This window comes from Pigmentiphaga sp. CHJ604, from assembly GCF_036972535.1.
In the GTDB taxonomy this organism is placed as follows: Bacteria; Pseudomonadota; Gammaproteobacteria; order Burkholderiales; family Burkholderiaceae_B; genus Pigmentiphaga; species Pigmentiphaga daeguensis.
Window position 1 is genome coordinate 4,961,155 of the sequence record NZ_CP136998.1, and the last position, 25,951, is coordinate 4,987,105.

24 protein-coding genes are annotated in these 25,951 nt (G+C 68.4%); 14 read left to right on the top strand and 10 right to left on the bottom strand.

Annotated features, from left to right (window positions below; all coding sequences use genetic code 11):
* Positions 1 to 523: 523 nt before the first annotated feature.
* Positions 524 to 1,300: an enoyl-CoA hydratase gene (locus tag R4823_RS23790; RefSeq protein ID WP_338616277.1), complete on the bottom strand. Its 777-nt coding sequence runs from the start codon at positions 1,298 to 1,300 to the stop codon at positions 524 to 526.
* A gap of 136 nt (positions 1,301 to 1,436) precedes the next feature.
* On the opposite strand from R4823_RS23790, the gene R4823_RS23795 reads away from it, so the two are divergent.
* Together R4823_RS23795 and R4823_RS23800 are read left to right on the top strand one after the other, a co-directional pair.
* Complete coding sequence (locus R4823_RS23795; protein ID WP_338616279.1) at positions 1,437 to 2,087, top strand: nucleotidyltransferase family protein; 651 nt, start codon at positions 1,437 to 1,439, stop codon at positions 2,085 to 2,087.
* A 169-nt stretch (positions 2,088 to 2,256) separates the two neighbouring features.
* The gene (locus R4823_RS23800; protein ID WP_338616280.1) at positions 2,257 to 4,014 is read left to right on the top strand and encodes a PDZ domain-containing protein; all 1,758 of its coding nucleotides are present in this window, start codon (positions 2,257 to 2,259) and stop codon (positions 4,012 to 4,014) included.
* 15 nt (positions 4,015 to 4,029) lie between these two features.
* Here R4823_RS23800 and R4823_RS23805 read toward each other — a convergent pair whose 3' ends face one another.
* The 5 genes from R4823_RS23805 to R4823_RS23825 form a co-directional block, all read right to left on the bottom strand.
* On the bottom strand, positions 4,030 to 4,794 hold the full coding sequence (locus R4823_RS23805; protein WP_338616281.1) for a uracil-DNA glycosylase: 765 nt from the start codon (positions 4,792 to 4,794) through the stop codon (positions 4,030 to 4,032).
* On the bottom strand, positions 4,791 to 5,579 hold the full coding sequence (gene trpC, locus R4823_RS23810) for an indole-3-glycerol phosphate synthase TrpC (RefSeq protein ID WP_338616283.1): 789 nt from the start codon (positions 5,577 to 5,579) through the stop codon (positions 4,791 to 4,793). The genes R4823_RS23805 and trpC overlap by 4 nt, the downstream gene beginning before the upstream one ends.
* Before the next feature lie 34 nt (positions 5,580 to 5,613).
* Complete coding sequence (trpD, locus tag R4823_RS23815; protein WP_338619226.1) at positions 5,614 to 6,645, bottom strand: anthranilate phosphoribosyltransferase; 1,032 nt, start codon at positions 6,643 to 6,645, stop codon at positions 5,614 to 5,616.
* A 32-nt stretch (positions 6,646 to 6,677) separates the two neighbouring features.
* Positions 6,678 to 7,247: an aminodeoxychorismate/anthranilate synthase component II gene (locus R4823_RS23820; RefSeq protein ID WP_338616284.1), complete on the bottom strand. Its 570-nt coding sequence runs from the start codon at positions 7,245 to 7,247 to the stop codon at positions 6,678 to 6,680.
* A gap of 472 nt (positions 7,248 to 7,719) precedes the next feature.
* Complete coding sequence (locus tag R4823_RS23825; RefSeq protein ID WP_338616285.1) at positions 7,720 to 8,487, bottom strand: helix-turn-helix transcriptional regulator; 768 nt, start codon at positions 8,485 to 8,487, stop codon at positions 7,720 to 7,722.
* Between the two features lie 278 nt (positions 8,488 to 8,765).
* Between R4823_RS23825 and R4823_RS23830 the strand changes: the two genes are divergently transcribed.
* The 7 genes from R4823_RS23830 to R4823_RS23860 all read left to right on the top strand — a co-directional run bounded on the left by R4823_RS23830 (position 8,766) and on the right by R4823_RS23860 (position 17,047).
* Positions 8,766 to 10,445, top strand: coding sequence for a 2-isopropylmalate synthase (locus R4823_RS23830; RefSeq protein ID WP_338616287.1), 1,680 nt, complete (start codon positions 8,766 to 8,768; stop codon positions 10,443 to 10,445).
* 214 nt (positions 10,446 to 10,659) lie between these two features.
* Positions 10,660 to 11,364, top strand: coding sequence for a sugar dehydrogenase complex small subunit (locus R4823_RS23835; protein ID WP_338616288.1), 705 nt, complete (start codon positions 10,660 to 10,662; stop codon positions 11,362 to 11,364).
* Complete coding sequence (locus R4823_RS23840) at positions 11,361 to 13,013, top strand: GMC family oxidoreductase (protein WP_338616290.1); 1,653 nt, start codon at positions 11,361 to 11,363, stop codon at positions 13,011 to 13,013. Before R4823_RS23835 ends, R4823_RS23840 begins: the two co-directional genes overlap by 4 nt.
* A 25-nt stretch (positions 13,014 to 13,038) precedes the next feature.
* On the top strand, positions 13,039 to 14,478 hold the full coding sequence (locus R4823_RS23845; protein ID WP_338616292.1) for a cytochrome c: 1,440 nt from the start codon (positions 13,039 to 13,041) through the stop codon (positions 14,476 to 14,478).
* 4 nt (positions 14,479 to 14,482) lie between these two features.
* Positions 14,483 to 15,919, top strand: a complete 1,437-nt coding sequence (locus R4823_RS23850; RefSeq protein WP_338616293.1) for a cytochrome ubiquinol oxidase subunit I — start codon at positions 14,483 to 14,485, stop codon at positions 15,917 to 15,919.
* On the top strand, positions 15,909 to 16,916 hold the full coding sequence (gene cydB, locus R4823_RS23855; protein WP_338616295.1) for a cytochrome d ubiquinol oxidase subunit II: 1,008 nt from the start codon (positions 15,909 to 15,911) through the stop codon (positions 16,914 to 16,916). Before R4823_RS23850 ends, cydB begins: the two co-directional genes overlap by 11 nt.
* The gene (locus R4823_RS23860) at positions 16,916 to 17,047 is read left to right on the top strand and encodes a DUF2474 domain-containing protein (RefSeq protein WP_338616296.1); all 132 of its coding nucleotides are present in this window, start codon (positions 16,916 to 16,918) and stop codon (positions 17,045 to 17,047) included. Before cydB ends, R4823_RS23860 begins: the two co-directional genes overlap by 1 nt.
* Positions 17,048 to 17,057: 10 nt before the next feature.
* Here R4823_RS23860 and R4823_RS23865 read toward each other — a convergent pair whose 3' ends face one another.
* Positions 17,058 to 17,951, bottom strand: a complete 894-nt coding sequence (locus R4823_RS23865; protein ID WP_338616297.1) for a LysR family transcriptional regulator — start codon at positions 17,949 to 17,951, stop codon at positions 17,058 to 17,060.
* 146 nt (positions 17,952 to 18,097) lie between these two features.
* Between R4823_RS23865 and R4823_RS23870 the strand changes: the two genes are divergently transcribed.
* From R4823_RS23870 to R4823_RS23890, 5 genes are read left to right on the top strand one after another with little or no spacing between them, the layout of a single operon-like run.
* A complete protein-coding gene (locus R4823_RS23870; protein WP_338619227.1) occupies positions 18,098 to 19,057 on the top strand; it encodes a tripartite tricarboxylate transporter substrate binding protein in 960 nt (319 codons plus the stop codon).
* A gap of 32 nt (positions 19,058 to 19,089) precedes the next feature.
* A complete protein-coding gene (locus R4823_RS23875) occupies positions 19,090 to 20,136 on the top strand; it encodes an Ldh family oxidoreductase (protein ID WP_338616299.1) in 1,047 nt (348 codons plus the stop codon).
* Between the two features lie 27 nt (positions 20,137 to 20,163).
* The gene (locus tag R4823_RS23880) at positions 20,164 to 21,132 is read left to right on the top strand and encodes a tripartite tricarboxylate transporter substrate binding protein (protein WP_338616300.1); all 969 of its coding nucleotides are present in this window, start codon (positions 20,164 to 20,166) and stop codon (positions 21,130 to 21,132) included.
* 2 nt (positions 21,133 to 21,134) lie between these two features.
* Complete coding sequence (locus R4823_RS23885; RefSeq protein ID WP_338616302.1) at positions 21,135 to 21,914, top strand: MBL fold metallo-hydrolase; 780 nt, start codon at positions 21,135 to 21,137, stop codon at positions 21,912 to 21,914.
* 2 nt (positions 21,915 to 21,916) lie between these two features.
* On the top strand, positions 21,917 to 22,651 hold the full coding sequence (locus R4823_RS23890) for an ABC transporter substrate-binding protein (protein WP_338616303.1): 735 nt from the start codon (positions 21,917 to 21,919) through the stop codon (positions 22,649 to 22,651).
* A gap of 14 nt (positions 22,652 to 22,665) precedes the next feature.
* Here R4823_RS23890 and R4823_RS23895 read toward each other — a convergent pair whose 3' ends face one another.
* The 3 genes from R4823_RS23895 to rpe form a co-directional block, all read right to left on the bottom strand.
* Positions 22,666 to 24,186 (bottom strand): anthranilate synthase component I family protein, encoded by a 1,521-nt coding sequence (locus R4823_RS23895; protein WP_338616304.1) that lies wholly within the window; start codon positions 24,184 to 24,186, stop codon positions 22,666 to 22,668.
* 263 nt (positions 24,187 to 24,449) lie between these two features.
* Complete coding sequence (locus R4823_RS23900) at positions 24,450 to 25,160, bottom strand: phosphoglycolate phosphatase (protein WP_087840685.1); 711 nt, start codon at positions 25,158 to 25,160, stop codon at positions 24,450 to 24,452.
* Between the two features lie 27 nt (positions 25,161 to 25,187).
* A complete protein-coding gene (gene rpe, locus R4823_RS23905) occupies positions 25,188 to 25,904 on the bottom strand; it encodes a ribulose-phosphate 3-epimerase (RefSeq protein ID WP_087840686.1) in 717 nt (238 codons plus the stop codon).
* Positions 25,905 to 25,951 lie beyond the last annotated feature (47 nt).

Sequence of the window (25,951 nt, forward strand, 5' to 3'; positions counted from 1 at the left end):
TCTCGCGCCCAACCAAGCGCCCACACTTATCGGCTGTTTATTTGTTAAAGAGCGGTACTGCCTACTGCTTCACTTCCTTGCCGTTCGCTGCGCCGTCTTGCTAGCGCTGCGTCATCAGCAGAGAAACGAGATTATGAAGAAGTTTTTTACGTCTGTCAAATCGTCGTTAGCGCTGCCAATTTCGATTCGCCAGACCCCTGCTGCACTACCACCCTGCCGCAAGGCTCCTTCTTTCGGTCGGCTGATTCGCTGCGCCCGCTTAACGCGTAACCGCCGCTGAAACTGCCTTCCTCACTCTTCGCACTTCCCGCTGCGCTGTTCGCGTTGCGTTGTTTGCGTCGAGAAAGAGACTATAGCACGCATTGAAATCGGCACGCAAATCGATCCAGGCTTTCTTGTCAGTTTCGTGACCGGAATCGGGCCTTTTCAGGCCCTGATACAGCGCGCAAAGCGCGCTGTATCGCCACTTGGCGTAGACGAAAAATTTTTTTGCCGTCTTTCTTCGCCTCAGCCACCAGGCCTGCTACTTGTGCTGGAACGACGGCGGACGCTTGGCAATGAAGGCTTCCATACCTTCCTTCTGGTCTTGCGTACCGAACAGCGAGTGGAACAGGCGGCGCTCGAATTGCATGCCTTCTGCCAGGGGCGTCTCGAAGGCACGGTTCACCGCTTCCTTGGCCATCATGACCGAGGGCAGCGACATGGACGCAATGACGGTGGCCATCTCGATGGCCTCGTCCAGCAGCTTGTCGGCCGGCACCACGCGCGACACCAGGCCCGCGCGCTCGGCCTCGGCCGCGTCCATCAGGCGGCCGGTCAATACCAGGTCCATGGCCTTGGCCTTGCCCACCGCGCGCGGCAGGCGCTGGGTGCCGCCGGCGCCGGGAATGATGCCCAGCTTGATCTCGGGCTGCCCGAAGCGCGCCGTCTCGGCCGCCACCAGGATGTCGCACATCATGGCCAGTTCGCAGCCGCCGCCCAGCGCATAGCCGGCCACCGCCGCGATCACGGGCTTGCGGATGCGGCGCAGGGTCTCCCAATTGCGGGTGATGAAATCCGAAGCGTAGGCCTCCATATAGGAGAGGTCCTTCATCGCGCCGATGTCCGCGCCCGCGGCAAAGGCTTTTTCGCTGCCGGTGATGACCATGGCGCCGATGCCGGGATCGGCGTCGAAGGCCAGCAGCGCCGCCCCCAGTTCGTCCATCAGCGCATCGTTCAGCGCATTGAGCGCCTTGGGGCGATTCAGGGTCAGCAGGCCGACCCGGCCACGATTCTCGACCAAAACCAGAGCTTCGCTCACGACCACACTCCTTCCTATATATGTACCGGGCGCACCGGTGTCGCCTCAAGCATACCCCGCACCCGCTGCGGCCGGCGGCTTGAGTTTCACCCCGCCATGGCGCACCATCTTCGGTTCCATATTTCAAGGAAAGGACATGGCTGCAGGAGCAAGCGGCGGCCGCAGCATCATCGGACTGCTGCTGGCCGCGGGCCGGGGATCCCGCTTTTCGGCGGACGGCAGCGCGAACAAGCTGCTGGCCCGTGTCGACGGCCGGCCGGTCTGCGCCGCGGCGGCCCAGGCCCTGCGCGGGGCGCTGCCCCGGGTGGCGGCGGCCGTTTCGCCGGCGGCGCCCTTGGTGGGCGATGCGCTGCGGCAGGCCGGATGCGAGGTCATCGTGTGCGACCACTCGGCCGAAGGCATGGGCGGCACGCTGGCGCAGGCCGTCTCATGGCTGTCGTCGCGCGAACACGCTGCCGGCAACGAGGCGCCCGCCTGGTGCATCATGCCCGCCGACATGCCGTGGGTGCACGCCGATACCGTGGCGGCGCTGCGCGACGCCTGGCTGGCCCTGCCCCCGTCCCGGCGCGAACGCGCGGTGCTCGCGCCCACCTATCGCCAGATGCGCGGCCACCCGGTCCTGTTTGGACCGGACTGGGCCGCGGCGCTGTCGCAATTACAAGGCGACGAAGGCGCTCGTGCCCTGATCTCCGGCCAGGTCACCCCCCTGGCCGTGGACGACCCGGGCTGCGTGCGCGACGTCGACACCCCGGAGGACCTGGCGCCGGGCCCCACCCTCCTCGGATGAGGCGCCCTTCTGCGCGCTGCCGCCCCGCGGAGGGCGGTCGCACACGCCCGTTCGCCGAGTCCGGTGGCGCGTAGCGCCATGGATGACTAACATGAAGGAACCTATGCAACGGATCGCCGTTTCCCATCGCCCTGCGCCTCGCCGGCGCGCGCCCCCGCCGCACACGCCCATGACCGAAGCCCTCTCCTATCGCCTGGAACTCATCGACCCGGCCGGACACCGCTGCCGGGTCACGATGTCCATCCCCGATCCGGATCCGACCGGACAGCGCGTCAGCCTGCCCGCCTGGATTCCCGGCAGCTACATGATCCGCGACTTCGCGCGGCAGATCGAGAGCATCGAGGCGCGGGCCTGGGGCCGCAAGATCGAATTGACCAAGCTGGACAAGCAGACCTGGCAGGCCGCGCCGTGCCGCGGGCCACTGCAGATCGTCTGCGAGATCTACGCCTGGGACCTGTCGGTGCGCGCCGCCCACCTGGACGAGAGCCACGGCTTCTTCAACGGCACCAGCGTGTTCCTGCGCGCGGCCGGCCACGACAATGTGCCCTGCCTGCTGGAGCTGGTGCCGCCGCGCGGCCTGGACTGGAAGGTCTACACCAGCCTGCCCGAGGCCCAGGGGCATCCCCAGCGCGCGCCGCGCCACGGCTTCGGCATGTACCGCGCACCGGACTACGACGCGCTGGTCGATCATCCCATCGAAATGGGCACGCCGCAGGTCGCCAGCTTCGAAGCCTTCGGGGCGCGGCACGAACTCGTCTTCACCGGCGACATCCCCAATCTTGACCTGGACCGGCTGGTGGCGGACATCCGCAAGATCTGCGAGAAGCAGATCGCCTTCTTCGAACCACGGACGCGGCGGGCGCCGTTCCTGGACAGCTCGGACCGCTACGTGTTCATGACCATGGTCACCGGAGACGGCTATGGCGGGCTGGAACATCGTTCCTCCACCGCGCTGATGACCTCGCGCTCGGACCTGCCCGTGCAGGGGCGGCCCGAGCAGACCGACGGCTACCGCAACTTCCTGGGCCTGGTCAGCCACGAATACTTCCACACCTGGAACGTCAAGCGCATCAAGCCCGCGGCCTTCGCGCCCTACGACCTGGAGCGCGAGAACCATACCCGGCTGCTGTGGCTGTTCGAGGGCTTCACGTCCTATTACGACGATCTGTTCGTGCTGCGCGCCGGCGTGATCACCGAACAGGACTACCTGCGCACGCTGGCCAGGACGGTGTCCTCGGTTCATGCCGCGCCGGGCCGGTTCAAGCAATCGGTGGCGGAAAGCTCGTTCGACGCCTGGACGCGCTACTACCGCCAGGACGAGAACTCGCCCAACGCCATCGTCAGCTATTACACCAAGGGCTCGCTGGTCGCGCTGGGCCTGGACCTGCTGTTGCGCCACGAAACCGGGGGAAAGCACGGCCTGGACGACGTGATGCGGCTGTTGTGGACGCGCTATGGCCGCGATTTCTACCGGGGCGGCGCGCGCGGCGTCGAGGAAGACGCCATGCCGGACCTGATCCGGGAAGCGACCGGCGTGGACGCGCGGGACTTCCTGCGCCGCCACGCCTACGGCCGCGAGGACGTGCCCCTGGCGGAACTGCTCGCGCAGCACGGCTACGCCCTGACCTGGAAGGCCTCGTCGCCGCTTCCTTCCCTGGGCGCGAAGACCGCGCGCCAGGGCGAAGACCTGCGCCTGGCCACCGTATACGCGCTCGGCCCGGCCCACCGGGCGGGGCTGTCGGCGCAGGACGTGCTGGTGGCCATCGACGGCCTGCGCGTGCAGAACGGCAACCTGGACAAGCTCCTGGCGCGCTACCGGCCCGGCGACCTGGTCGAGATCCATGCGTTCCGGCGCGACGAACTGCGCCGGTTCACGGTCAAGCTCGCCCCCGCGCCCGAAACGGAGTGCGTGATCGCGGCGGCCTGACCGGGCCGCCGGCCTTCACCAGGCGACGGGCTCCCGTCCCTGCTCCGCCAGCCAGCGGTTGGCGGTCTCGAAATGCCCGCAACCCAGGAACGGCACCGGCGGACGCCGGGCCGACAGGGGCGAGGGATGATTGGCCATCAGCACCAGGTGCCTGCCGCCGGGCGGCAGCAGCGCCTGCTTGGCCTGCGCATGCGCGCCCCACAGCATGAAGACCTTGGGCGAGGGTTCGCGCGCGATCGCGGCGATGACCGCATCGGTGAACGCTTCCCAGCCCTGTTTCGCGTGCGAGGCGGGCGCGCCGTCCTCCACCGTCAGCGACGTATTGAGCAGCAGCACGCCCTGCCGGGCCCATCGCTGCAGGTCGTTGCCGAAGGCGGCGGGATTGCCGCCGAAGCTGGCGGCGACCTCGTTGAAGATGTTGCGCAGGCTGGGCGGGCGCTTGAAGCCGTCCGGCACCGAGAACGCCAGGCCCTGGGCCTGGCCGGGGCCATGATAGGGATCCTGCCCCAGGATCACGACACGGGTGGACGCGGGCGTGGCCAGGTCCAGCGCGCGGAACGGCAAGGCCGGATAGATCACGGCGCCCGCTTCCCGGCGCAAGTCGACGAAGCGCCGCAGCGCGTCGAAGGACGGGCTGGCCAATGCGTCGGCCAGCAACTCACGCCAGCCGGCAGGCAGGCGATCCACGTGGGCCTGCAGCGGTTCGGCCAGGCGATTGTCCGGCTCCGCCGCGAAGAGATCGGCGGACGCGCCGCCATCGAAACCCTTGACGGCGTTCATGCGAACAGCCGCGCCAGCTCGACGCCGGGGTCGGGGGCCCGCATGAACGCCTCTCCGACCAGGAAGGCATTGACGCCGTATTCCCGCATCTGCCGGACGTCGGACGGGCCCAGGATGCCGCTTTCCGTGACCACCCGCTTGCCGGCCGGGATCCGCGGCAACAGGTCGATCGTGGCATGCAGCGAGACCTCGAAGGTCCGCAGGTTGCGATTGTTGATGCCGAGCAGGCTCGTGCGCAGTTCCAGGGCGGTGTCGAGCTCCGCCGCGTCATGGACTTCCACCAGCACGTCCATGCCGAGTTCCAGCGCCAGCGCTTCCAGGTCCCGCAATTGCGAGGGCTCCAGCGCTGCCACGATCAGCAGGATGCAATCGGCGCCCATCGCCCTGGCCTCGACCACCTGATAGGAATCGACGATGAAATCCTTGCGCAGCACCGGCAGCGCGCATGCGGCGCGGGCGCGCCGCAGGTAGTCCTGCGACCCCTGGAAGAACTGCACGTCGGTCAGCACCGACAGGCAGGCCGCGCCATGCGCGGCATACGAAGCCGCGATCTCGTCGGGCTGGAAGTTCTCGCGCAGCTGGCCCTTGGACGGCGATGCCTTCTTGATCTCGGCGATGACGCCGGACTGGCCCGCGGCCACCTTGCCCTCGATCGCCTGCGCGAAGCCCCGCACGTCCTGCCGGGCCTCGGCTTCGCGCCGCAGGTCGGATTCGCTGCGAAGCAGGCGCGCGGTGGCGACCTCTTCGGCCTTTACTTCCAGTATGCGTTGGAGAATGTCACTCATGACCCGCCCATCAAGATTCCTGTGCGAAGACGGCCTACTGCGCCGCCTTCCTGGTGAAGGAGACGAACTCGTCCAGCCGTGCGCGCGCGGCGCCGCTGGCGATCAGCTCGAAGGCCTTGCGTATGCCTTCGGCCACCGATGACACGGTGTTGCCGGCATACATGGCCAGCCCGCCGTTCAGCGCGACGATGTCGCGCGCGGGGCCCGGTACGTTGGACAGGGCTTCCAGCACGAGTTCACGGGATTCGTCGCGGTTGGCGACTTTCAGGCTGCGATTCGACACCATCTGGAGACCGAAGTCCTCGGGATGGATCTCGTATTCGTGGACCTCGCCATCGCGCAGTTCCCCCACCATCGTGGCCGCGCCCAGCGAGGCCTCGTCCATGCCGTCCTTGCCGTAGACCACCAGCACGTGCTTGGACCCCAGGCGCTGCAACACCCGCACCTGGATGCCGACCAGGTCGGGATGGAACACGCCCATCAGCTGGTTGGCGGCGCCGGCCGGATTGGTCAGCGGCCCCAGCAGGTTGAAGATGGTGCGCACCGCCAGTTCCTTGCGGATGGGCGCGATGTTCTTCATGGCCGAGTGGTGGATGGGCGCGAACATGAAGCCGATGCCGGTGGCCTCGATGCACTCGGCCACGGCGGCGGACGGCAGCATGACGTTGGCGCCCAGCGCCTCCAGCACGTCGGCGCTGCCCGAGGACGACGAGACTCCGCGATTGCCGTGCTTGGCGATCTTGGCGCCGCCGGCCGCCGCCACGAACATGGCCGCGGTCGAGATGTTGAAGGTATGCGCGCCATCGCCGCCCGTGCCCGCCAGATCGACCAGGCCATCGGTATCGGGCACTTTCACGCCGTCGGCGAACTCGCGCATGACCTGCGCGGCGGCGGTGATCTCGCCTATGGTCTCCTTCTTCACGCGCAGGCCCATGATGAGCGCGGCCGCGGTCGCCGGCGACATCTCGCCGCGCATCAGCATGCGCATCAGCGACAGCATCTCGTCATGGAAGATCTCGCGGTGTTCGATGCAACGCACCAGCGCTTCGGTAGGGGTAATGGGCACCATGGACTCCTTGGGAAATCGTTGCCGCTGGTTCATGCGTTCAACTGCAGGAAATTGCGCAGCAAGGCATGGCCGTGCTCGCTCAGGACGGATTCGGGATGGAATTGCACCCCGTAGACAGGGAGGCTGCGATGGCGCACGCCCATGATCTCCCCATCGTCGGTCTGCGCCGTCACCTCCAGGCAATCGGGCAGGCTGTCGCGTTCGATGGCGAGCGAGTGGTACCGGATGACCGTGTAGGGGGACGGCAAGTCCCGGAACACGTCGCTGCCCGTATGGGTCAGGGCCGACGTCTTGCCGTGCATGATCTGCCGCGCGCGGACGATTTTGCCACCAAACGCGGCGCCGATGGACTGGTGGCCCAGGCACACGCCCAGGATGGGCACCTTGCCGGCATAGGCCTGGATCAGCGGCACCGAGATGCCGGCCTCGGCGGGCGAGCACGGTCCGGGCGAGATGCAGATGCGCTCGGGCGCCAGGGCCGCGATCTCGTCCAGCGTGATCTGGTCGTTGCGGTACACCCGCACGTCCGCGCCGAGTTCGCCGAAGTACTGGACCAGGTTGTAGGTAAAGGAATCGTAGTTGTCGAGCATCAGCAGCATGCCGCTCTCCCCGTGGAATCGAACAGGCCGGTGGCCGGGAACACGTCGGCGATCGCGCCGCACGAGAGCGGGCGCCACCACGCGAGCGACGAGCCACGAAGCGCGTGTGCGGGGGGTCGGCTGGCAAGGGGAGGTACTGCTGGATGCACGGACAATCTCCTGGATCGGGAGCCGCCGTGCCGGAGGAGCTGTGTGAAATCGCGACCTGCCACCGGTTACGGCGGCAGGGTGCAGTTTTCGAACCGCAACGACATGCCGCTTCCTAGCGGAAGCGCCACCACTGAGCTGCTTGGTTCGAAACGATGCGGTTCATGTCTTGAGGTGAGTCGGGAGCCGCGGCCATGTGCGCGTTTCTGCTCCGGCGAGGATTCTAGCGCGTCCGCGTTTCGCTTGTCGAACGGAAGAAATGGGGACGGAGCATGACACCGGCATGCCTCGGGCCTGCCCACGCCAAAAGAGGCCTCGCACAACCCTAGCGATAGAACGCCGTCGGCGGCACGCCGAACTGCCGCTTGAACGCGGCCGCGAATGCGCTCTGGCTCTCGTAGCCGTGATCGAACGCGACCCGCAGCACCGGCAGGCCCTGGGCCAGCGCCTCGAGCGCCAGCAGCAGCCGGGCCTGCTGGCGCCATCGGCCGAAGCTCACGCCGGTGCTGCGCAGGAAGTGGCGATGGAAAGTCTTGGGACTCATCGCCAGCCGGGCTGCCCACAGCTGCGCCGTGACGGTGGCGGCGGGATCCTCGGTCAGGGCCCGGCACACGCGCGCGATGCGCGCATCCTCGGGCCAGGGCAGGTGGAACGGCAGCACCGGCAAGGCACGCAGTTCGTCCAGCAGGAAGCGCATCAACCGGCCATCGCGGCTATCGGCCGGGTAGTCCGGCGGCACCAGGGTGGCGGCCAGGATCAGCTCGCGCAGCAGCGGCGGAACGTCGATCACGCAATCGCTTCCGGGCACGCCCTCGATCGCGTCCACGTTGACGAACAGGCTGCGCATGCGTACCGCCCCACGCGCGCGGATGGTGTGCTCGACCCCCGCTTGCAGCCAGACCGCGCGGGTGGGCGGCACGACCCAGCGGCCGGCGGCGGTTTCCACCGCCAGCACACCTTCGATGGCATAGACCAGTTGCGATCGCGGGTGGCTGTGGGGAGGAATGACGTGGCCGGCCGGGTAGTCCACCGCCACGCCGGTCACGGGCGTGGCGGTGGAGTCGTAGGCGGAACCGGCGGCATGGGAAATCATGGCCCATACTACCTTGGACTGACCATTTCGCGACAAGAAAAGGCCAAAACGCGCAATACGGCCATGATCCGCCGCTTCTATCCTTGACGGCATCGATTATCCGGTTGACCCCATGCACCTCGTCTTCCACGCGCTTTCGCCACTACGGCCCCTGCCCTCCGGCCGGGGTCTGCCTGCGCGCACGACGACCACGGACACCCGCTGATCTCCCCAGACCCCGGCCGGACGCAGCTTTTACCTGAAAGCAGGGAGATCGCGTCCACATTCCGAGGCCTGTCATGATCGACCATCCCGAAACCAAGTATCGCCCCTTCCCTCCCGTCCACCTGCCCGGCCGCCAATGGCCTACGCGCACCATCGCGCGGGCGCCCGTCTGGCTGTCGACCGATCTGCGCGACGGCAACCAGGCCCTGTTCGAACCGATGAACCGCGACCGCAAGCTGCGGTTGTTCGACGAGCTCGTGCGGCTGGGATTCAAGGAAATCGAGGTCGGCTTTCCCGCCGCCTCGCGCACCGACTTCGACATCGTCCGGCACCTGGTCGACCAGCGTCGCATTCCCGACGACGTCACGCCCATGGTCATCACGCAGTTGCGCGAGGACCTGATCCGCGAAACCGTCCGCAGCATCCGGGGAGCCCGGCGGGCCATCGTCCATTTCTACAACGCCATCGCGTCTGCCTGGCGCCGGGTGGTGTTCGGCATGTCCGTGCCCGAGATCCGGCGGATGGTCGAGCACCACGTGCGGCTCCTGCGCACGCTGACCGACGACTGCCCGGAAACCGAATGGGTCCTGCAGTATTCGCCGGAGACCTTCTGCATGGCCGAGCTGGAGGTGTCGCTGCAGATGTGCAACACGGCCATACGCGCCTGGGACGCGGGCCCCGGGCGGCCCGTCATCATCAACTTGCCGACCACCGTGGAGGTAGCCACCCCCAACGTGTTCGCCGACCAGATCGAATGGATGAACGGCCGTATCGAGCGGCGCGAGCACGTGGTCCTGTCCGTGCACCCCCACAACGACCGGGGCACCGGCGTGGCTTGCGCCGAGCAGGCCCTGCTGGCGGGCGCCGAGCGCGTGGAAGGCTGCCTGTTCGGCAACGGCGAGCGCAGCGGCAATCTCGACCTGGTCACGCTGGCACTGAACCTGTACACGCAGGGCATCCACCCCGGGCTGGATTTCTCGGACATCGCCGCCGTGGCACGGGTGGCCGAGGAATGCACCGCCCTGCCCATCCATCCCCGCCATCCGTATGTCGGCGACCTGGTCTTCACCGCTTTCTCGGGGTCGCACCAGGACGCCATCGCCAAGGGCTTCGCGGCGCGCAGCGAAGGCGATTTCTGGGAAGTTCCCTACCTGCCCATCGATCCGCACGACCTGGGTCGCACCTACGACAGCATCGTCCGCGTCAACAGTCAGTCGGGCAAGGGCGGCATCGCTTTCCTGCTCCAGCGCGACCGTGGCGTGGTCATGCCGCGCCGCATGCAGGTGGAGTTCGGCGCCATCGTGCAAAAGCATGCGGACGCCAGCGAAACGGAGCTCGGCAGCGACGAACTGTGGGCGCTGTTCAGCCGCACCTATCTGGCGCCGACCGCCGAGGGCGGCTCGCTGGTCTATCGCGGCCACCGGCTGTTCGACGCCGAGGCAGGCCAGGGCATCGAACTGGAAGTGGCGGACGGGACGGGGCGCGTGCGCCGCCTGTGCGGCACCGGCAACGGGCCCATCGCGGCGACGGTGGACGCGCTCGGCGTGCCGCTGCGCATCGATGGCTACGAAGAGCGCAGCCTGGGAGCCGGCGCCGACGCCCAGGCCTTCGCCGTCGTCGAGGCCGCCCTGCCCGGCGTTCCGGGGACCCGCTACGGCGCGGGCCGCCACGCCAACATCGTCGTGGCGTCGATACTCGCGGTGCTGAGCGCGGCGGCGCGTTTCGCAAGCTCGACCGAAGCGGCTGCCGTGTAATCCTCTCCAGGGCCGGCGGCAAATATTGCATGGGCCGGCCCGCGGCGCGGCCCGGCGCCGGGTCCGCACCCCGGCTCTTTCCGGGGGCCGCCGCGCGGGTCGGGGCCGGTGCGGCGCCGCGGCATGCCGCTTGCTTGCCGTCCGCTACGAGCGAACCCGCGGAACGTCCCGACGTGGCGCGGCGGTGCCGCTCATCCAGTCCGAAGGAGATGGCATGAGCGACGCCAAGCCGGGCAGGCCCCGGTCCGATTTCACGCCGCAGCCGGGCGTGCGGGGCTGCGACACGGCTCGCCGGCAGATGCTGGCGGTGTCGCTGGCGGCCCTGCTGGGCGGTCCCTGGCTGCTGCGCCTGGCCTCGGGCGCCGCCCCCGCCTCGGGTAGCGCGGCATCCCGCCCCGCCGCCTTGTCCCCCGAACAGGAGTCCTTCCTGCGCTTCTCGCAAGCCATGACCGGACACGGCGACCTGAATCCCGTAACGGCCGGACGCATCTACGACGCCATGCGCCAGGCCTCCGCGGACTTCCCGGGACAGGCCGCGAAGCTGGCCGGCCTGGCTGGCGATGCGGCCGAACCCGAATCGCTGCTGCAGCGCGCCACCGAGGCCGGCCTGCGCGAGACCGCGCTGGCCGTGGTCGCGGCCTGGTACACGGGCTCGGTGGGCGCGGACAGCAGGGCCACCGTCGTGGCCTATCGCGACGCCCTGATGTACCGCCCCGTCCAGGACGCCCAGACCGTGCCGACCTACTGCAATTACGGTCCCGCCTGGTGGGTGGCCGACCCGCCTCCGATAGGCGTCTCGCCCCCGGTGGAGCGTCCCGGCCCCGAAGCGCCCACGACCGGCTTTCCCGTTCCGACCACGCGGCCCCCGGCGCCGCCTCGTTCCACGCCCCAGGGCGCCCCGTCCGGGGAAGGCCGATGAAGACGCCCTCCTTCGACGCCCAGGGAAATGCCTCCGCCGATATCGTCGTGGTGGGCTCGGGCGTGGTCGGCGCCATGATCGCCGACCAGCTTGCCGGCCAGGGCCATGCCGTGCTGGTCCTGGAGGCCGGCCCGCGGATCGATCGCGGCCAGGCGGTCGAGAACTGGCGCAACATGCCCTTCTTCAATCGCGTGGGGTCCGACTTCCAGGGACTGTTTCCCCAATCCCCGCTGGCCCCCGCGCCGCTGTACTTCCCCAAGAACGACTACGTGCTGACCACCGGCCCCAGCGGCGGCGGCTTCCAGCAGGGCTACCTGCGCGTGGTGGGGGGCACGACCTGGCACTGGGCCGCATCGTGCTGGCGCCATCTGCCCGTGGACCTGCGCATGCGGAGCGCCTATGGGGTCGGACGCGACTGGCCGATCTCGTATGACGAGCTGGAGCCCTTCTATTGCGAAGCCGAGGACCGCATGGGCGTGGCCGGTCCCAACGATCCCGCGCTGCAATCACCGTCCGAGCGCAGCCGGCCCTATCCGATGGACATGATCCCCTGGGGTTATGGCGACCGGCGCTTCGCGGAAGTGGTCAACGCCCACGGCTACCGTTCCGTGCCCATTCCCCAGGCGCGCAACACGCAGCCCTGGCATGGCCGTCCCGCCTGCTGCGGCAACAACAACTGCCAGCCCATCTGCCCCATCTCGGCCATGTACAACGGCATCCACCACGTGACCAGCGCCGAGGGCAAGGGCGCCAAGGTGCTGGAGCAGGCGGTGGCCTATCGGCTGGACACCGACGAGAACAACCGCATCACGGCGGTGCACTGGTATGACGCGCAACGGCAGTCGCACCAGGCCATGGGCAGGATGTTCGTGCTGGCCTGCAACGGGATCGAGACTCCTCGCCTGCTGCTGCTCGCCGCCAATGAACGCAACCCACGCGGCATCGCGAACTCGTCCGACCAGGTCGGACGCAACATGATGGATCACTCGGGCTTCCACTGCACCTTCCTCGCGCGTGAACCGATCTGGACCGGGCGCGGGCCGGCGCAGAGCAGTTGCCTAGTCGGTCCGCGCGACGGGGCCTTCCGCTCGGAATACTCGGCCAACAAGATCATCCTGAACAACATCACGCGTGTCGGCCCCGCCACCACGCAGGCCCTCAAGCTCGGCCTGGTCGGCAAGGCGCTGGACGACGAGATCCGCCGCCGCACCGCCTATGGCGTGGACCTGTCGATCAGCCTGGAGCCGCTGCCGGATCCCAGCAACAGGCTTACGCTGAGCATCACCCGGCGCGATCCGCTGGGCCTGGCCTGTCCCGACATCCACTACGACGTGGGCGACTACGTGCGCAAGGGCGCCGAAGCTTCGCGCCGCCAGCTCGAACACATAGGCAGCCTGTTCGACGCGGTGGAGTTCCACATCACGCCGGACCTGAACGCCAACAACCACATCATGGGCGGCACCATCATGGGCGCGAACCCCAGGGACTCGGTGGTGGATGGCGACTGCCGGGCCCACGACCATCCGAACCTGTGGCTGCCGGGCGGCGGCGCCATGCCGTCGGCCAGCGTGGTCAACAGCACCCTGACCATGGTGGCCCTGGGCCTGAAGGCGGCGGCCTCCATCGAACGGGAACTGGGGCGAGGCTAGGATGCGCACGCATACGACATGGCCGTTGCGTTCCGCCCGCCGCGCCACGGCCATCGCGGCGCTGGTCCTCGGCATGCCGGCGGCGGTGGCCGCGCAGCCGGCACCGGCGCCCGGCGCGCCGGCGGATGCTGCCCTGATCGAACGCGGCCGCTATCTGGCCGTCGCCGCCGACTGCACGGCCTGCCACACGGCCAAGGGCGGCAAGCCGTATGCGGGCGGCTACAGCGTGGAGTCCCCGCTGGGCACCATTTATGCGACCAACATCACGCCATCGAAGACGGCCGGCATAGGCAACTACACCGAGGCGCAGTTCGCCCGCGCGCTGCGCCAGGGAATACGGGCGGACGGCGCCCATCTCTACCCGGCCATGCCCTACACCGCCTATACCGCGATCAGCGACGAAGACGTGCACGCGCTTTATGTCTATTTCATGCAAGGGGTCGAACCGGTGGACACGGAGGTCGCCCGGACCCGGCTGCCTTTCCCCTTCAACCTGCGCCTGTCCATGGCCGCCTGGAACCTGCTGTTCCTGAAGGACGAGCGCTTCCAGCCAGACGCCGGCGCCAGCGAGGAGGTCAACCGCGGGGCCTATCTCGCCAACGCGCTGGCCCATTGCAGCACCTGCCATACGCCGCGCAACGCGCTGATGGCCGAACGCGAAAGCCGCTTCCTGGCCGGGAGCGGACTGGGAGCCTGGTACGCACCCAACATCACGCCCCATGCTTCAGGCATAGGCGGCTGGAGCGACGAGGACCTGGTCCGGTACCTGCGTACCGGCCACGCCGCAGGCAAGGGCCAGGCCGCCGGCCCCATGGCCGAGGCGGTCGAGAACAGTTTCCAGCACCTGCGGCCGGAAGATCTCCAGGCCATGGTGGCCTACCTGCGTACGGTCCGGCCCGTCGCCGACGAAGGCGCGCCGGCACGGCCGGCCTACGCCCAGGGGCGCGCCTTCAGCAGCGAGGCCGAGCTGCGCGGCACGCATGGCCCCAACGAGCGCGACAGCCTGAAGACCGGCGCGGCGCTCTACAGCGCCCACTGCGCCAGTTGCCACCAGGCCGACGGCTCCGGCAGCGCCAACCAGCGCTATCCTTCGCTGTTCCACAACACGGCCACCGGCGGGCCGAACCCCGCCAATCTCGTCGCCGTCATGCTCTATGGCGTCGAGCGCGACGCCGGAGGCGAACATGCCCTGATGCCGCGCTTCGACGGCCAGTCCTACGTCAGCGCGCTGTCCGACGAGCAGATCGCCGCCATCTCGAACTACGTGCTGGCCCAGTACGGCAACGGCGCGTCCCGCGTGTCCGGCCGCGACGTGGCGATCGCCCGCCAGGGCGGTCCCCGTCCCCTGCTCGCCAAGGTCCAGCCCTTCATCGTCTGGACGCTGATAGGCGTGGCGATCCTGGTCGTGGTACTGGCCGCCCTTCTGCTGACGAGGCGCCGCCGACGCCGCTCCACCATACCCTGATGCCATGGACGCCCTGCTGCTCGCCCGTATCCAGTTCGGGTTCACGATCTCCTTCCACATCATCTTTCCCGCCCTGACCATCGGGCTGGCGAGCTACCTGGTCGTGCTGGAAGCACTATGGCTGCGTACCCGGCGCCAGGCCTACATCGACCTGTACCACTTCTGGCTGAAGGTGTTCGCGGTCGCCTTCGCGATGGGCGTGGTGTCGGGCATCGTGATGGCCTACCAGTTCGGCACCAACTGGAGCAACTTCTCGCGCTTCGCGGGCAGCATCACCGGCCCCCTGCTGACCTACGAAGTCCTGACCGCCTTCTTCCTCGAGGCGGGCTTCCTGGGCGTCATGCTGTTCGGCCTGAAGCGGGTGGGACCCGGCCTGCACTTCGTCTCGACCCTGGCGGTGGCGATCGGCACGCTGATCTCGGCCACCTGGATCCTGGCCTCGAACAGCTGGATGCACACCCCGCAGGGACACGAGATCATCGACGGACGGGTCGTGCCGGTGGACTGGCTGGCCGTCATCTTCAACCCGTCCTTTCCCTACCGGCTGGCCCACATGGTGACCGCGGCCTACCTCGCGACGGCCCTGATGGTTGGCGGTACCGCCGCATGGCACCTGCTGCGCGGGCACGGCAGCCCGCCGGTGCGCACCATGCTGTCGATGGCCATGTGGATGCTGCTGGCCGCGGCGCCCATCCAGGCCATCCTGGGCGACCAGCACGGACTGAACACGCTGCGGTACCAACCCGCCAAGCTGGCTGCCATCGAGGGGCATTGGGAACGCCCGCCGGCGGGCGAAGGGGTGCCGCTGACGTTGTTCGGCTGGCCGGACATGAAGGCGGAGACCACGCGCTACAAGGTCGACGTGCCCCGCCTGGGCAGCCTGATCCTGACCCACAGCTGGGATGGCGAAATCCCGGCCCTGAAGGAATTCCCGCCCGAGGACCGCCCGAACTCGACCATCGTGTTCTGGACCTTCCGCATCATGGTCGGCCTGGGCCTGTTGATGATCGCGCTGGCGCTGTGCGGGCTGTGGCTGCGGCGCTCGTCCCGGCTGTACGCGTCGCGGCCCTTCCTGCGCTTCGCGCTGGCGATGTCGCCGGCGGGCCTGGCCGCCATCCTTGCCGGCTGGTACACCACCGAGATCGGTCGCCAGCCCTGGACGGTGTACGGCCTGCTGCGCACGGCAGACGCGGCCACGCCGCAGCACACGACCGGGCAGGTGGCCTTCACCCTGCTGCTGTTCGTGGTCGTGTACTTCGCGGTGTTCGGCGCGGGCACCGCCTACGGACTGAGGTTGCTGGCCAAGGGGCCTGCTCCCGCCGAACACCGGCGCGACGCCGGCGGCGGGCCGGGCGAACGGCGCCAACCCATGCGGCCGCTGTCGGCCGCGCAGGAAGACGGCGACGGCGAGGCGCCGGAGGAGTCGCACCATGGGCATTGACCTGCCGCTGATCTGGGCCGTGATCATCCTGTTCGGCATCATGATGTACGTCATCATGGATGGCTTCGATCTGGGCATCGGCCTCCTGTTCCCGTTTTTCCCGGACAAGGACGAGCGCGACGTGATGATGAACACCGTGGCGCCGGTCTGGGACGGCAACGAAACCTGGCTGGTGCTGGGCGGCGCCGGCCTGCTGGCCGCTTTTCCCCTGGCCTATTCGGTCATCCTGAGCGCGCTGGCGCTGCCGCTCATCCTGATGCTGGTGGGCCTGATCTTCCGCGGCGTGGCCTTCGAGTTCCGCTTCAAGGCCCGCGACCATGAGCGGCGGCTGTGGGACCGCGCATTCGCGGGCGGTTCGCTGCTGGCCACGTTCTGCCAGGGCGTCACGCTGGGCGCCTTCCTGAACGGCCTGCCCGTGCGCGACGGCAACTACGCGGGCGGCGCCTTCGACTGGATCTCGCCGTTTCCATTGTTCACCGGGCTGGGACTGCTGTGCGCCTATGCGCTGCTCGGGGCAACCTGGCTGGTCCTGAAGACCGAAGGCGAACTGCAGGCCCGCATGCGGCGCATCGGCGCGCGGCTGGCCTGGATCACGCTGGCGGTGATCGGCGTCATCAGCATCTGGACGCCACTCACGCATCCGCCCATCGCCGAGCGCTGGTTCAGCTTCCCCAACATCGTCTGGTTCGCGCCGGTGCCGGTGCTGGTGCTGCTGGTGACCTGGGGGCTGTTGCGCGCCCTGCGCCGGGACGGCCACGCCTCGCCTTTCCTGCTGACCCTGGCCCTGGTCTTCCTGGGATACAGCGGACTGGGCATCAGTCTGTGGCCCTACGTCATTCCCCCCGGCATCTCGATCTGGGACGCGGCCGCGCCGCCGCAAAGCATGGGCTTCACGCTGGTGGGCGCGCTGCTGGTGATCCCGTTCGTGCTGATGTACACCGCCCTGGGATACTGGGTCTTCCGCGGCAAGGTGCGCCATGGCGAGGGCTACCACTGATGGTCGGCGCGCACCGCGCCTGGCCGCGCCGCCTCGCCTGGCTGCTCGCGCTGTGGGCGGGCGGCGTGGCCGCGCTGGGCATCGTCGCGGCCGTGCTGAAACTGATCATGCGCGGCGTCGGCCTGGCATGACACCGGCGCCTCAAACCGTGCGCCGGGTATTCATCAACATGTCGTAAAGCAGTTGGGCGACCGGACTGAGCTGCCTGCCGCGCCGGTGGATCAGGCCGATGTCCCGGCTGATGGCCGGCTCGCGCAAGGGCTTGCTGACCAGGGCCGCATGCCGGCCCTTGGGCATGGCCAGTTGCGGCACGACGCCTATGCCCACTCCCGCTTCCACCAGGCTGACCAGCGCGGGCACGTGCTGGACCTCGCAGAACCATCGCGGCTGGTGCTCGCTATGGGCAAGGGCCTGGTCCATCAGGAAGCGGTTGCCGCTGCCCTGGGCCAGCCGGATGAAATGGTGATCGGCCAGTTGCGCCCAGGTCAGCGTGCGCCGCGCGGCCAGGGGATGGTCGCGCCGCAGCGCGACCACGAAGGGTTCGTTCAGCAAGGGCTGGTACGCGATCTCGGCATCCTGCGTGCCGATGTAGGTCAGCCCGAAGTCGGCGTCGCCGCGCGCCACCGCGGTCAGGACCTCGGACGATGACTCGTCGATGATGCGGATGCGGATGCGCGGATATTTCTGGTGGTACTGGCGGATGACCTCGGGCAGGAAGTAGGCCACCGCCGACGGCACGCAGGCGATGGTCACCTCGCCCGACAGTTTCTCGGCCACATCCTGGATCCCTATCAGCGCATGCTCGAGCTCGTTGAGGACGTTCCTGGCGCGCGGCACGAAACCGCGCCCTATGGTCGTCAGCTGGACCTTGCGCGTGGTCCGTTCGAACAGCTTGACGCCCAGGGCATCCTCCAGCTTGTCCACCCGCCGGGACAGCGCGGACTGCGACACGTACAGGGACTCGGAAGCGGCCCGGAAGCTTCCCAGGTCCGCCACGGCAAGAAAGGCGCGCAGATCGGCCAGGTCGAATTTCATGCGTTTTCGTCAAGAATCCATCCAATTTTTGCACTTTACTCCTGTTTGGTCGTCGCCCAAGATGCGTCCACAGCCTTGCTTCCAGGGCGAAGCCAGATACGGAGACAGACTTGCCACGCTCGATTTCCCGCCTTCTCGTCTTGCGGCTGCTTGCCGGCAGCGCGCTGCTGGCCGCCGCCTCGCCCGGTCCGGCGCAGGCCGACACCTGGACGCCCGCCAAGCCCGTACGCCTGCTGGTGCCCTACGGTCCCGGCGGCAGTTCGGACGTGATCGCCCGCGCCATCGCCACGGAAATGGCGAAAGGCCTGGGCAAGGCGGTGGTGGTGGAAAACAAGGGCGGCGGCCAGGGCACGATCGCCACCAACGAAGTGGCCCGCGCCCGGCCCGACGGCTACACCATCGTGCTTGGCCACGTGGGCACGCTGGCGGTCAACCCGGCCATGATGAAAGACCTGCCCTACCAGGTCGACAAGGACTTCGCCCCCATTACCCTGCTGGCGCGCTTGCCCATGGTGTTCGCGGTGTCCGAACGGGTGGAGGCGGCGGACCTTCCCGCCTTCATCCGCCTGGCCCGCGCCCAGCCCGGCAAGTTCAACTACGGCTCGGCCGGCAACGGCAGCGCGGGACACCTTGCCTTCGAGATGCTCAAGTCCACGACGAAGACGGCCATCACGCACATTCCCTACAAGGGCACCGGCGCCCAGGTCGCCGACCTGATCGCCGGCCACATCGACGCCGCGGCCGCCGGCACGCCGGGCCTCTTGCCGCCGTTCCAGGCCGGCCGGATTCGCATCCTTGCCGTAGGCGCCTCGAAGCGCCTGGCGGTGCTGCCCGACGTTCCCACCGTGGCCGAACTCGGCTACCCGGACTTCGAGAGCTCCCAGTGGTTCGGCCTGCTGGCGCCGGCCGGCACGCCCCGGCCCGTTGTCCACCGCCTGCACGAGGAAGCGCTGAAGGCGCTGCATTCGCCTTCGGTCCAGCAGCGCCTGCAGCACGACTCCAGCGAATCGCTGGGCCAGGGGCCCGCCGAATTCGCGGCCTTCATCCGCAGCGAACAGGCGCGCTGGGGTGCGGTGGTTCGCGCCGCCGGCATCTCGGCAGATTGATTTCCCACTCTTCCCCTACGCAGGAACGCTTCATGTCATCCAACGTCGTCCCGCCTACGAAATATTCCGAAGCAGAGCTGACCCGCCTGGGCATCCTGGCGTTCCGCGCGCTGGGCCTGCCCGAGCAGGACGCCCGGGACGTCACCCGCGTGCTGGTGCTGGCCGACATGTTCGGCTTGTCGACCCACGGCCTGAGCCGCCTCGAATCGTATGGCGAGCGGCTGAAGGTCGGCGGTATCGCCGCGCGCGCCCAGGTGACGGTGCACACGGTGGCCCCCGCGCTACGGCTGGTGGACGGCGGCAACGGTGTCGGCCCGCTGGTCGGCATGCATGCCCTGCGCGCGGCCATGGAAGCCGCGACGGAATGCGGCGTGGGTGTCGCGTTCGCACGCGGCAGCAACCATTTCGGTCCGGTCTCGCCCTATTCGCTGATCGCCGCCCAGGATGGGTTCGCCAGCATCATCGGCAGCAATGCCACCACCACCATCGCCCCCTGGGGCGGAAGCGACGCCCGGCTGGGCAACAGCCCGATCGGATTCGGAGTGCCCAACCCGGGCGGCGATCCCTTCCTGCTCGACATGGCGATGAGCGTCGTGGCGCGCGCCAAGATCCGCCGCGCCCTCAAGCAGGGCCAGTCCATTCCCGACACCTGGGCCACCGACCAGGCCGGCCGTCCCACCACCGACCCGGCCGCCGCCCTGGACGGTTTCCTGCTCCCCATAGGCGGGCACAAGGGCTATGGCCTGGCCTTGATGGTGGACCTGTTCGCCGGCCTGCTTTCCAACGCCGCCTACCTGACCCACGTGAAGTCCTGGGTCGAGGCGCCGGACCAACCGCAGAACCTGGGGCACTTCTTCATCCTGATCGACACGCGGCGGCTCGGCTCCACCGCCTGGCTGGCCGATCGGATGAACGACTTCGCCGCCATCCTGCATGGCAGCACGCCGGTCGACCCCGGCCAGCCCGTCATCGTCCCCGGGGAAATCGAGCTGGGCCGGCTGGCGCGCAGCCGCGCGGAGGGCATCGAGCTCGATGCCGACACCGCCGCCCTGCTGGCCGCCTACGCCGGGCCCCGCTAGCGCCACGGCCAGACCAAGGAGAAAGACATGAAGACACTGGCAACGCTGGCGATGCTGGCCCTGGCACTGCCCGGGCACGCGCACGCCGCGGACAAGTACCCATCCAGGCCCGTGCGGGTCATCGTGCCCTACGTCGCCGGCGGCGCCGCCGACATCACCACGCGGGTGGTCGCCCAGAAACTCTCGGACCGCCTGGGCGCGAGCTTCGTCGTCGAGAACAAGCCGGGCGCCAACGGCATGATAGGCACGGACTTCGTCGCCAAGGCGAAGCCGGACGGCTACACCCTGCTGGCCGATGCCAGCGGGCCGCTGGTCGTCAACCCGTCCTTGTACGACAAGGTGCCGTACGACCCGGTGAAGGACCTCGTGCCCGTCAGCCAGTTGACCAGCTATCAATACGCGCTGGTCGTGCCCGCGGCCTCGCCCCTGCGCAGCCTGGACGACCTGGTCCGGACGGCGCGCGCGCAGCCGGGCAAGCTCAGCTATGGTTCCGCCGGCATCGGCGCCGGCGGCCACCTGGCCGGAGAGCTCCTGGCGCTGATGAGCAAGGCCGAACTCACCCACGTCCCCTACAAGGGCAACGCCCAGGCGCTAGCCGATATCCTGGGCGGACAGTTGTCCTTTACCTTCGACACCATCGTGACCGCCGTGCCGCATATCCACGGCGGCAAGCTGCGCGCGTTCGCGGTGTCCGGCCCGACCCGCTCGCCCGCGCTGCCCGATGTTCCCACCATGGAAGAACTCGGCTACAAGGGCTTCCACATCACGCAGTTCCAGGGCATTCTTGCTCCTGCCGGCACCGATGCGGCCATCGTCAGGACACTGAACGATGCGGTGGCCGCCGCCATGCGTGAGCCCGATGTGGTCAAGCGGCTGGCCGACGAGGGCGGCTACGAGATCGTCGCCGGCTCCCCGACGGATTTCGGCCAGTTGATCGCCACCGAACTCGGCATGTACCGGCGTCTGATCCGGGACGCGAACATCAGGATGCAATGAACATGACAACGGTCGATGTCCTGGTCCAGGGCTACCCTGGACGCGCCACCCATCACGGCGGGCTGGGCTGGAGCACGGTGACGCTGGTTCGCGCCGGTGACCGCAACGTCCTCGTCGACGTCGGCGCCTTCGGCGCCCGCAAGCCCATCCTGAAGGCGCTTACCGGCCGCGGCGTGCAGCCGGCCGACATCACCGACGTGGTGCTGACCCATGCCCACTACGACCATGCGGTCAACTTCACGCTGTTTCCGCAGGCCACCGTCTGGATCGGCGACGAGGAACTGAGCTGGGCCGCCGCCCAGCCGCCCGGTTTCAACCCCATCCCCGAACTCTACGTACGCGAACTATGCGCCTCGCCGCGCGTGCGGCGGGTGCGCGACGGCGAAACCTTCCTGCCCGGGCTGCAGGCCATCGCGGCCCCGGGCCATACGCCCGGCCATCTCCTGTTCTATCTGACCGATGCGCAGGAACCGGTGCTGTTCACCGGCGACGCGGCCAAGAACCGCGCCGAACTGCTCAGCATGAGCGTGGCGGACACCGACGACGCGCAGGCCAGCGCCCGCAGCCTGGAAACGATCTGGCAGCTCTGGAAGCGGCGGCCCGGCACATTGCTGGTTCCGGGCCACGACCTCAGCATGCGCCTGGACGCCGACGGCCGCCCCGTCTACGTGGGCGAACGCGCCGCCGAAATCGGCGCCTGGTTCAGCGAGACGCTGCAGCAGACGAAGATCGATCTGTGCTGCCCGCCCCGCCTCGATTTCTCTCAACTCGCGAACGCTTGACCATGCCCATCACTCCCGACGTACGCACCGCCTTCGCCCCCACCGGCGTGCTGCGCGCCTCCATCAACATCGGCAATCCCATCCTCGCCTCCCTGGACGCGGGCAGCGACACCCCGCGCGGCGTATCGGTCGACCTGGCGCGGGAACTGGCGCGCCGGCTGGACCTGCCCATCGAACTGAAGGTGTTCAAGAGCGCCGGCGAATCCGTGCGCGCGGTCACCGACGAAGAGGCCGACGTCGGCTTCTTCGCCATCGATCCCGAGCGTGGGCAAGGCATAGGCTTTACCGCTCCCTACGTGATCATCGAGGGATGCTACCTGGTGCCTCATGACTCGCCGCTGCGCAGCAACGACGAAGTCGACGCCGAGGGCACCACCGTCGTGGTCGGCCGCGGCAGCGCCTACGACCTGTTCCTGACCCGCGCGCTCCAGCACGCCACGCTGCTGCGCGCGCCCACGTCGCCATCGGTGGTCGAGGTCTTCGTGAAGGAAGGCGCCGACGTCGCCGCCGGCGTACGCCAGCAACTGGAGGCCGACATGGCGGCCCGCGGCGGGCTGCGCCTCCTGCCCGGGCGCTTCATGGAAATACGTCAGGCCATGGGCCTACCCAAGGGCCGCGGCGACGAGGCCATCCGGGTGCTGCGGACCTATGTGGAAGAGGCCAAGGCGTCCGGCTTCGTGGCCGAGGCCCTGGAGCGCCACCGGATCGAGGGCGTATCGGTGGCGCCGGCGGATTGAGAGGCAGGCGCCCTTCAGACCGGATCGTCCAATCCCAGCTGCACCTGCTCCGCCGCCCGTAGCACCGCCCGCGCCTTGGCCTCCGTTTCCGCCCATTCCTTCTCGGGCTCGGAGTCGGCCACCACGCCAGCGGCCGCCTGCGCGTACAGCATGCCGTTCTTGATCACGCCGGTGCGGATGGCGATGGCCAGGTCCATCTCGCCGCCGTAGCTCAGGTAGCCCGCCGCCCCGCCGTACACGCAGCGCCGCACCGGCTCCAGTTCGTCGATCAGTTCCAGCGCCCGCACCTTGGGCGCGCCGGACAGCGTGCCTGCCGGAAAGGTCGCGCGCAGCACGTCCATGGAACTCATGTCCCGGCGCAGCAGCCCGGTGACGTTGGACACCAGGTGCATGACATGCGAATAGCGTTCGATCGCCAATTGGTCGGTCACCTGCACCGAGCCGATCTCGGCGATGCGGCCGACGTCGTTACGGGCCAGGTCGATCAGCATGACATGCTCGGCAATCTCCTTGGGATCGGCGCGCAGTTCCTCGGCCAGCGCCAGGTCTTCCTCGGGCGTGCCGCCACGCGGACGGGTGCCGGCCAGGGGCCGGATCGTGACGCGGCTGCGGGTCTCGCCCTGTTCCTGCACCGCCTCCTGCCGCACCAGGATCTCGGGCGAGGAACCCACGACGTGGAAGTCGCCGAAATTCCAGAAGTACATGTAGGGCGAGGGATTGAGCGAGCGCAGCGCCCGGTACAGCGACAGCGGCGAATCGCGGAAGGGCTTGGCAATGACCTGGCCCACCTGGACCTGCATCAGGTCGCCGGCGGCGATGTATTCCTTGGCCTTGCGCACGGCCGCCAGGTAGTCCGGCTTCTGGAAGTCGCGGCGGGTCTCGGTGACCATGCTGGCCTGGCTGTACGGGATCTCGGCCGGGCGGCGCAGCTGGGCACGCAGGTCCAGCAGGCGGGTGCGGGCGCGGGCATAGGCTTCGCGCTGGCCGGGGTCGGCGTAGACCATCAGGTAAAGCCGCCCGCTCAGGTTGTCGATGATGGCCAGTTCGTCGATCAACAGCAGCAGCAGGTCGGGCACCGGATCGCCCATGCCGGCGGGGTCGGGCTTGGTGCAGGGGCCCAGCCGGGGTTCGATGTGGCGGACCATGTCATGGCCGAAGTAGCCGGCCAGGCCGCCCACGAAACGGGGCATCCCGGGACGCAGCGCCACCTTGAAGCGTTTCTGGTATTCGGCGATGAAAGCGAGCGGATCGCCCTCGTGGCGCTCGACCACCTGGTCGTCGGTCACCACCTCGACGTTGCGGCCGCGCGCCCGGATGAAGGTGCGCGCGGGCAGGCCGATGAAGGAGTAGCGCCCGAAACGCTCGCCGCCCACCACGGACTCCAGCAGGCAGCTCATGGCGCCGCGCCGGGGCCCGCTCTGGGCCAGTTTCAGATAGAGCCCGAGCGGGGTATCCAGGTCGGCATAGGTTTCGGACACCAGCGGGATGCGGTTGTATCCCTGGGAAGCCAGGGCCTGGAATTCGACTTCGGTCATGCTTGCCTCGTATCGCGTGGAATGTTGGAGTTCCGCCGGCCCCTGTCCGGAACGCACGAGCAGACATGCCCCGACGGTCCGGCAGGACTCGGGCGGGGAGATTCGTATCGGGATTTGCTAGGGGCCGGTCAGCGCGCTGGCTTACGGCCGGAGAGAATCACCACCACCCGGCAGACGAACGCCACCAGCGCCACCAGGCGCAGGTTTGAGCGGACGACCGAGTCATGGCAACCATATGTGCGGGAAAAGACCCTGGGAAGAAACTAGAACGACGCCGGCGGAACCACCGTGGTGCGGGACAGGACCTGCGACTGGGAAATCCATTGTGCCGCGTCGACGAGCGTGGAAACTATACCATCGGACTCGATGGCATGCACATCCCGCCCCTCGTTGTAACCGTAGGGGACGAGCAGCACGCGGCAACCGGCCGCCTTGGCCGCCGACGCATCGTTCATGGAGTCGCCCACCACCACGGCCTCGGCCGGCGTGACGCCCAGCAGTTCACACGCATGCAGCACGGGGTCGGGATCCGGTTTCTTGCGGGCCACGCTGTCGCCGCTGACCACGGCGTCGAAATAGGCGCGCAGCCCGATCCGCTCCAGGAGCGGGCCGGTGAACTCGGCCGGCTTGTTGGTCACGACCGCGATGCGCAGGCCCTGTGCCTTCATGGCCTGCAGGCCCTCGAGCACGCCGTCGAAGATGCGGGCGGTCTCGCCGTTGACCTCCTGGTAGGCATGGCGGAAGACATCCAGTGCCTCCGGAAAACGCTCCTGCCCGGCGCGGCCGTCCAGGCTGCCCGACAGCGCGCGGTGCACCAGGTTCTCCATGCCCTTGCCGACGAAGGTGGCGATCACGTCCTCGCGCAGGGGCACCAGTCCGAATTCGACCCGCATGACGTTCGCCGCGCGCGCCAGGTCGGGCACGGAATCCACCAGGGTCCCGTCGAGATCGATCAGTACGGCGCGAAAACTCATGCTGGCTCCTTGCTTGCCGGGTCCGGCTCAGGCGTAGGACGCATCGCCCTTGGCGATCTGCGCACGCATTTCCTTGATGACCGCCGCGTAGTCGGGCTTGCCGAAGATGGCCGACCCGGCGACGAAGGTATCGGCGCCCGCCGCGCGGATGGCGGCGATGTTGTCGGCCTTGACCCCGCCGTCGACCTCCAGCGCGATGACGCGGCCGGTTTCCGCCTGCCAGCGATCCAGCCGCGTGCGCGCCTGGCGCAGCTTGTCCAGCGTGGAAGGCAGGAAGCTCTGGCCCCCGAAGCCGGGGTTGACCGACATCAGCAGCACGATGTCCAGCTTGTCCATCACGTAATCCATCCAGTCCAGGGGCGTGGCGGGGTTGAACACCAGCCCGGCCTGGCAGCCGTGGTCGCGGATCAGCGCCAGGGTACGGTCGACGTGGCGCGAGGCCTCGGGGTGGAAGGTGATGACGTCGGCGCCGGCCTTGGCGAACATCGGGATCAGCGCATCCACCGGCTCCACCATCAGGTGCACGTCGATGGGCACCTGCACGTGGGGGCGGATGGCCTCACAGACCATGGGGCCGATGGTCAGGTTGGGCACGTAATGGTTGTCCATCACGTCGAAATGTATCCAATCCGCACCGGCGGCCACGACATTGCGCACCTCTTCCCCCAAGCGGGCGAAATCGGCGGATAGAATGCTGGGGGCGATACGCGTGGAAGCGGGCCCGGAAATGGTGAAGGCTGGCATAAGATATTCCGTTTGCAGGAGCAGGCCCGCCCGGCATCCCGGCGGAC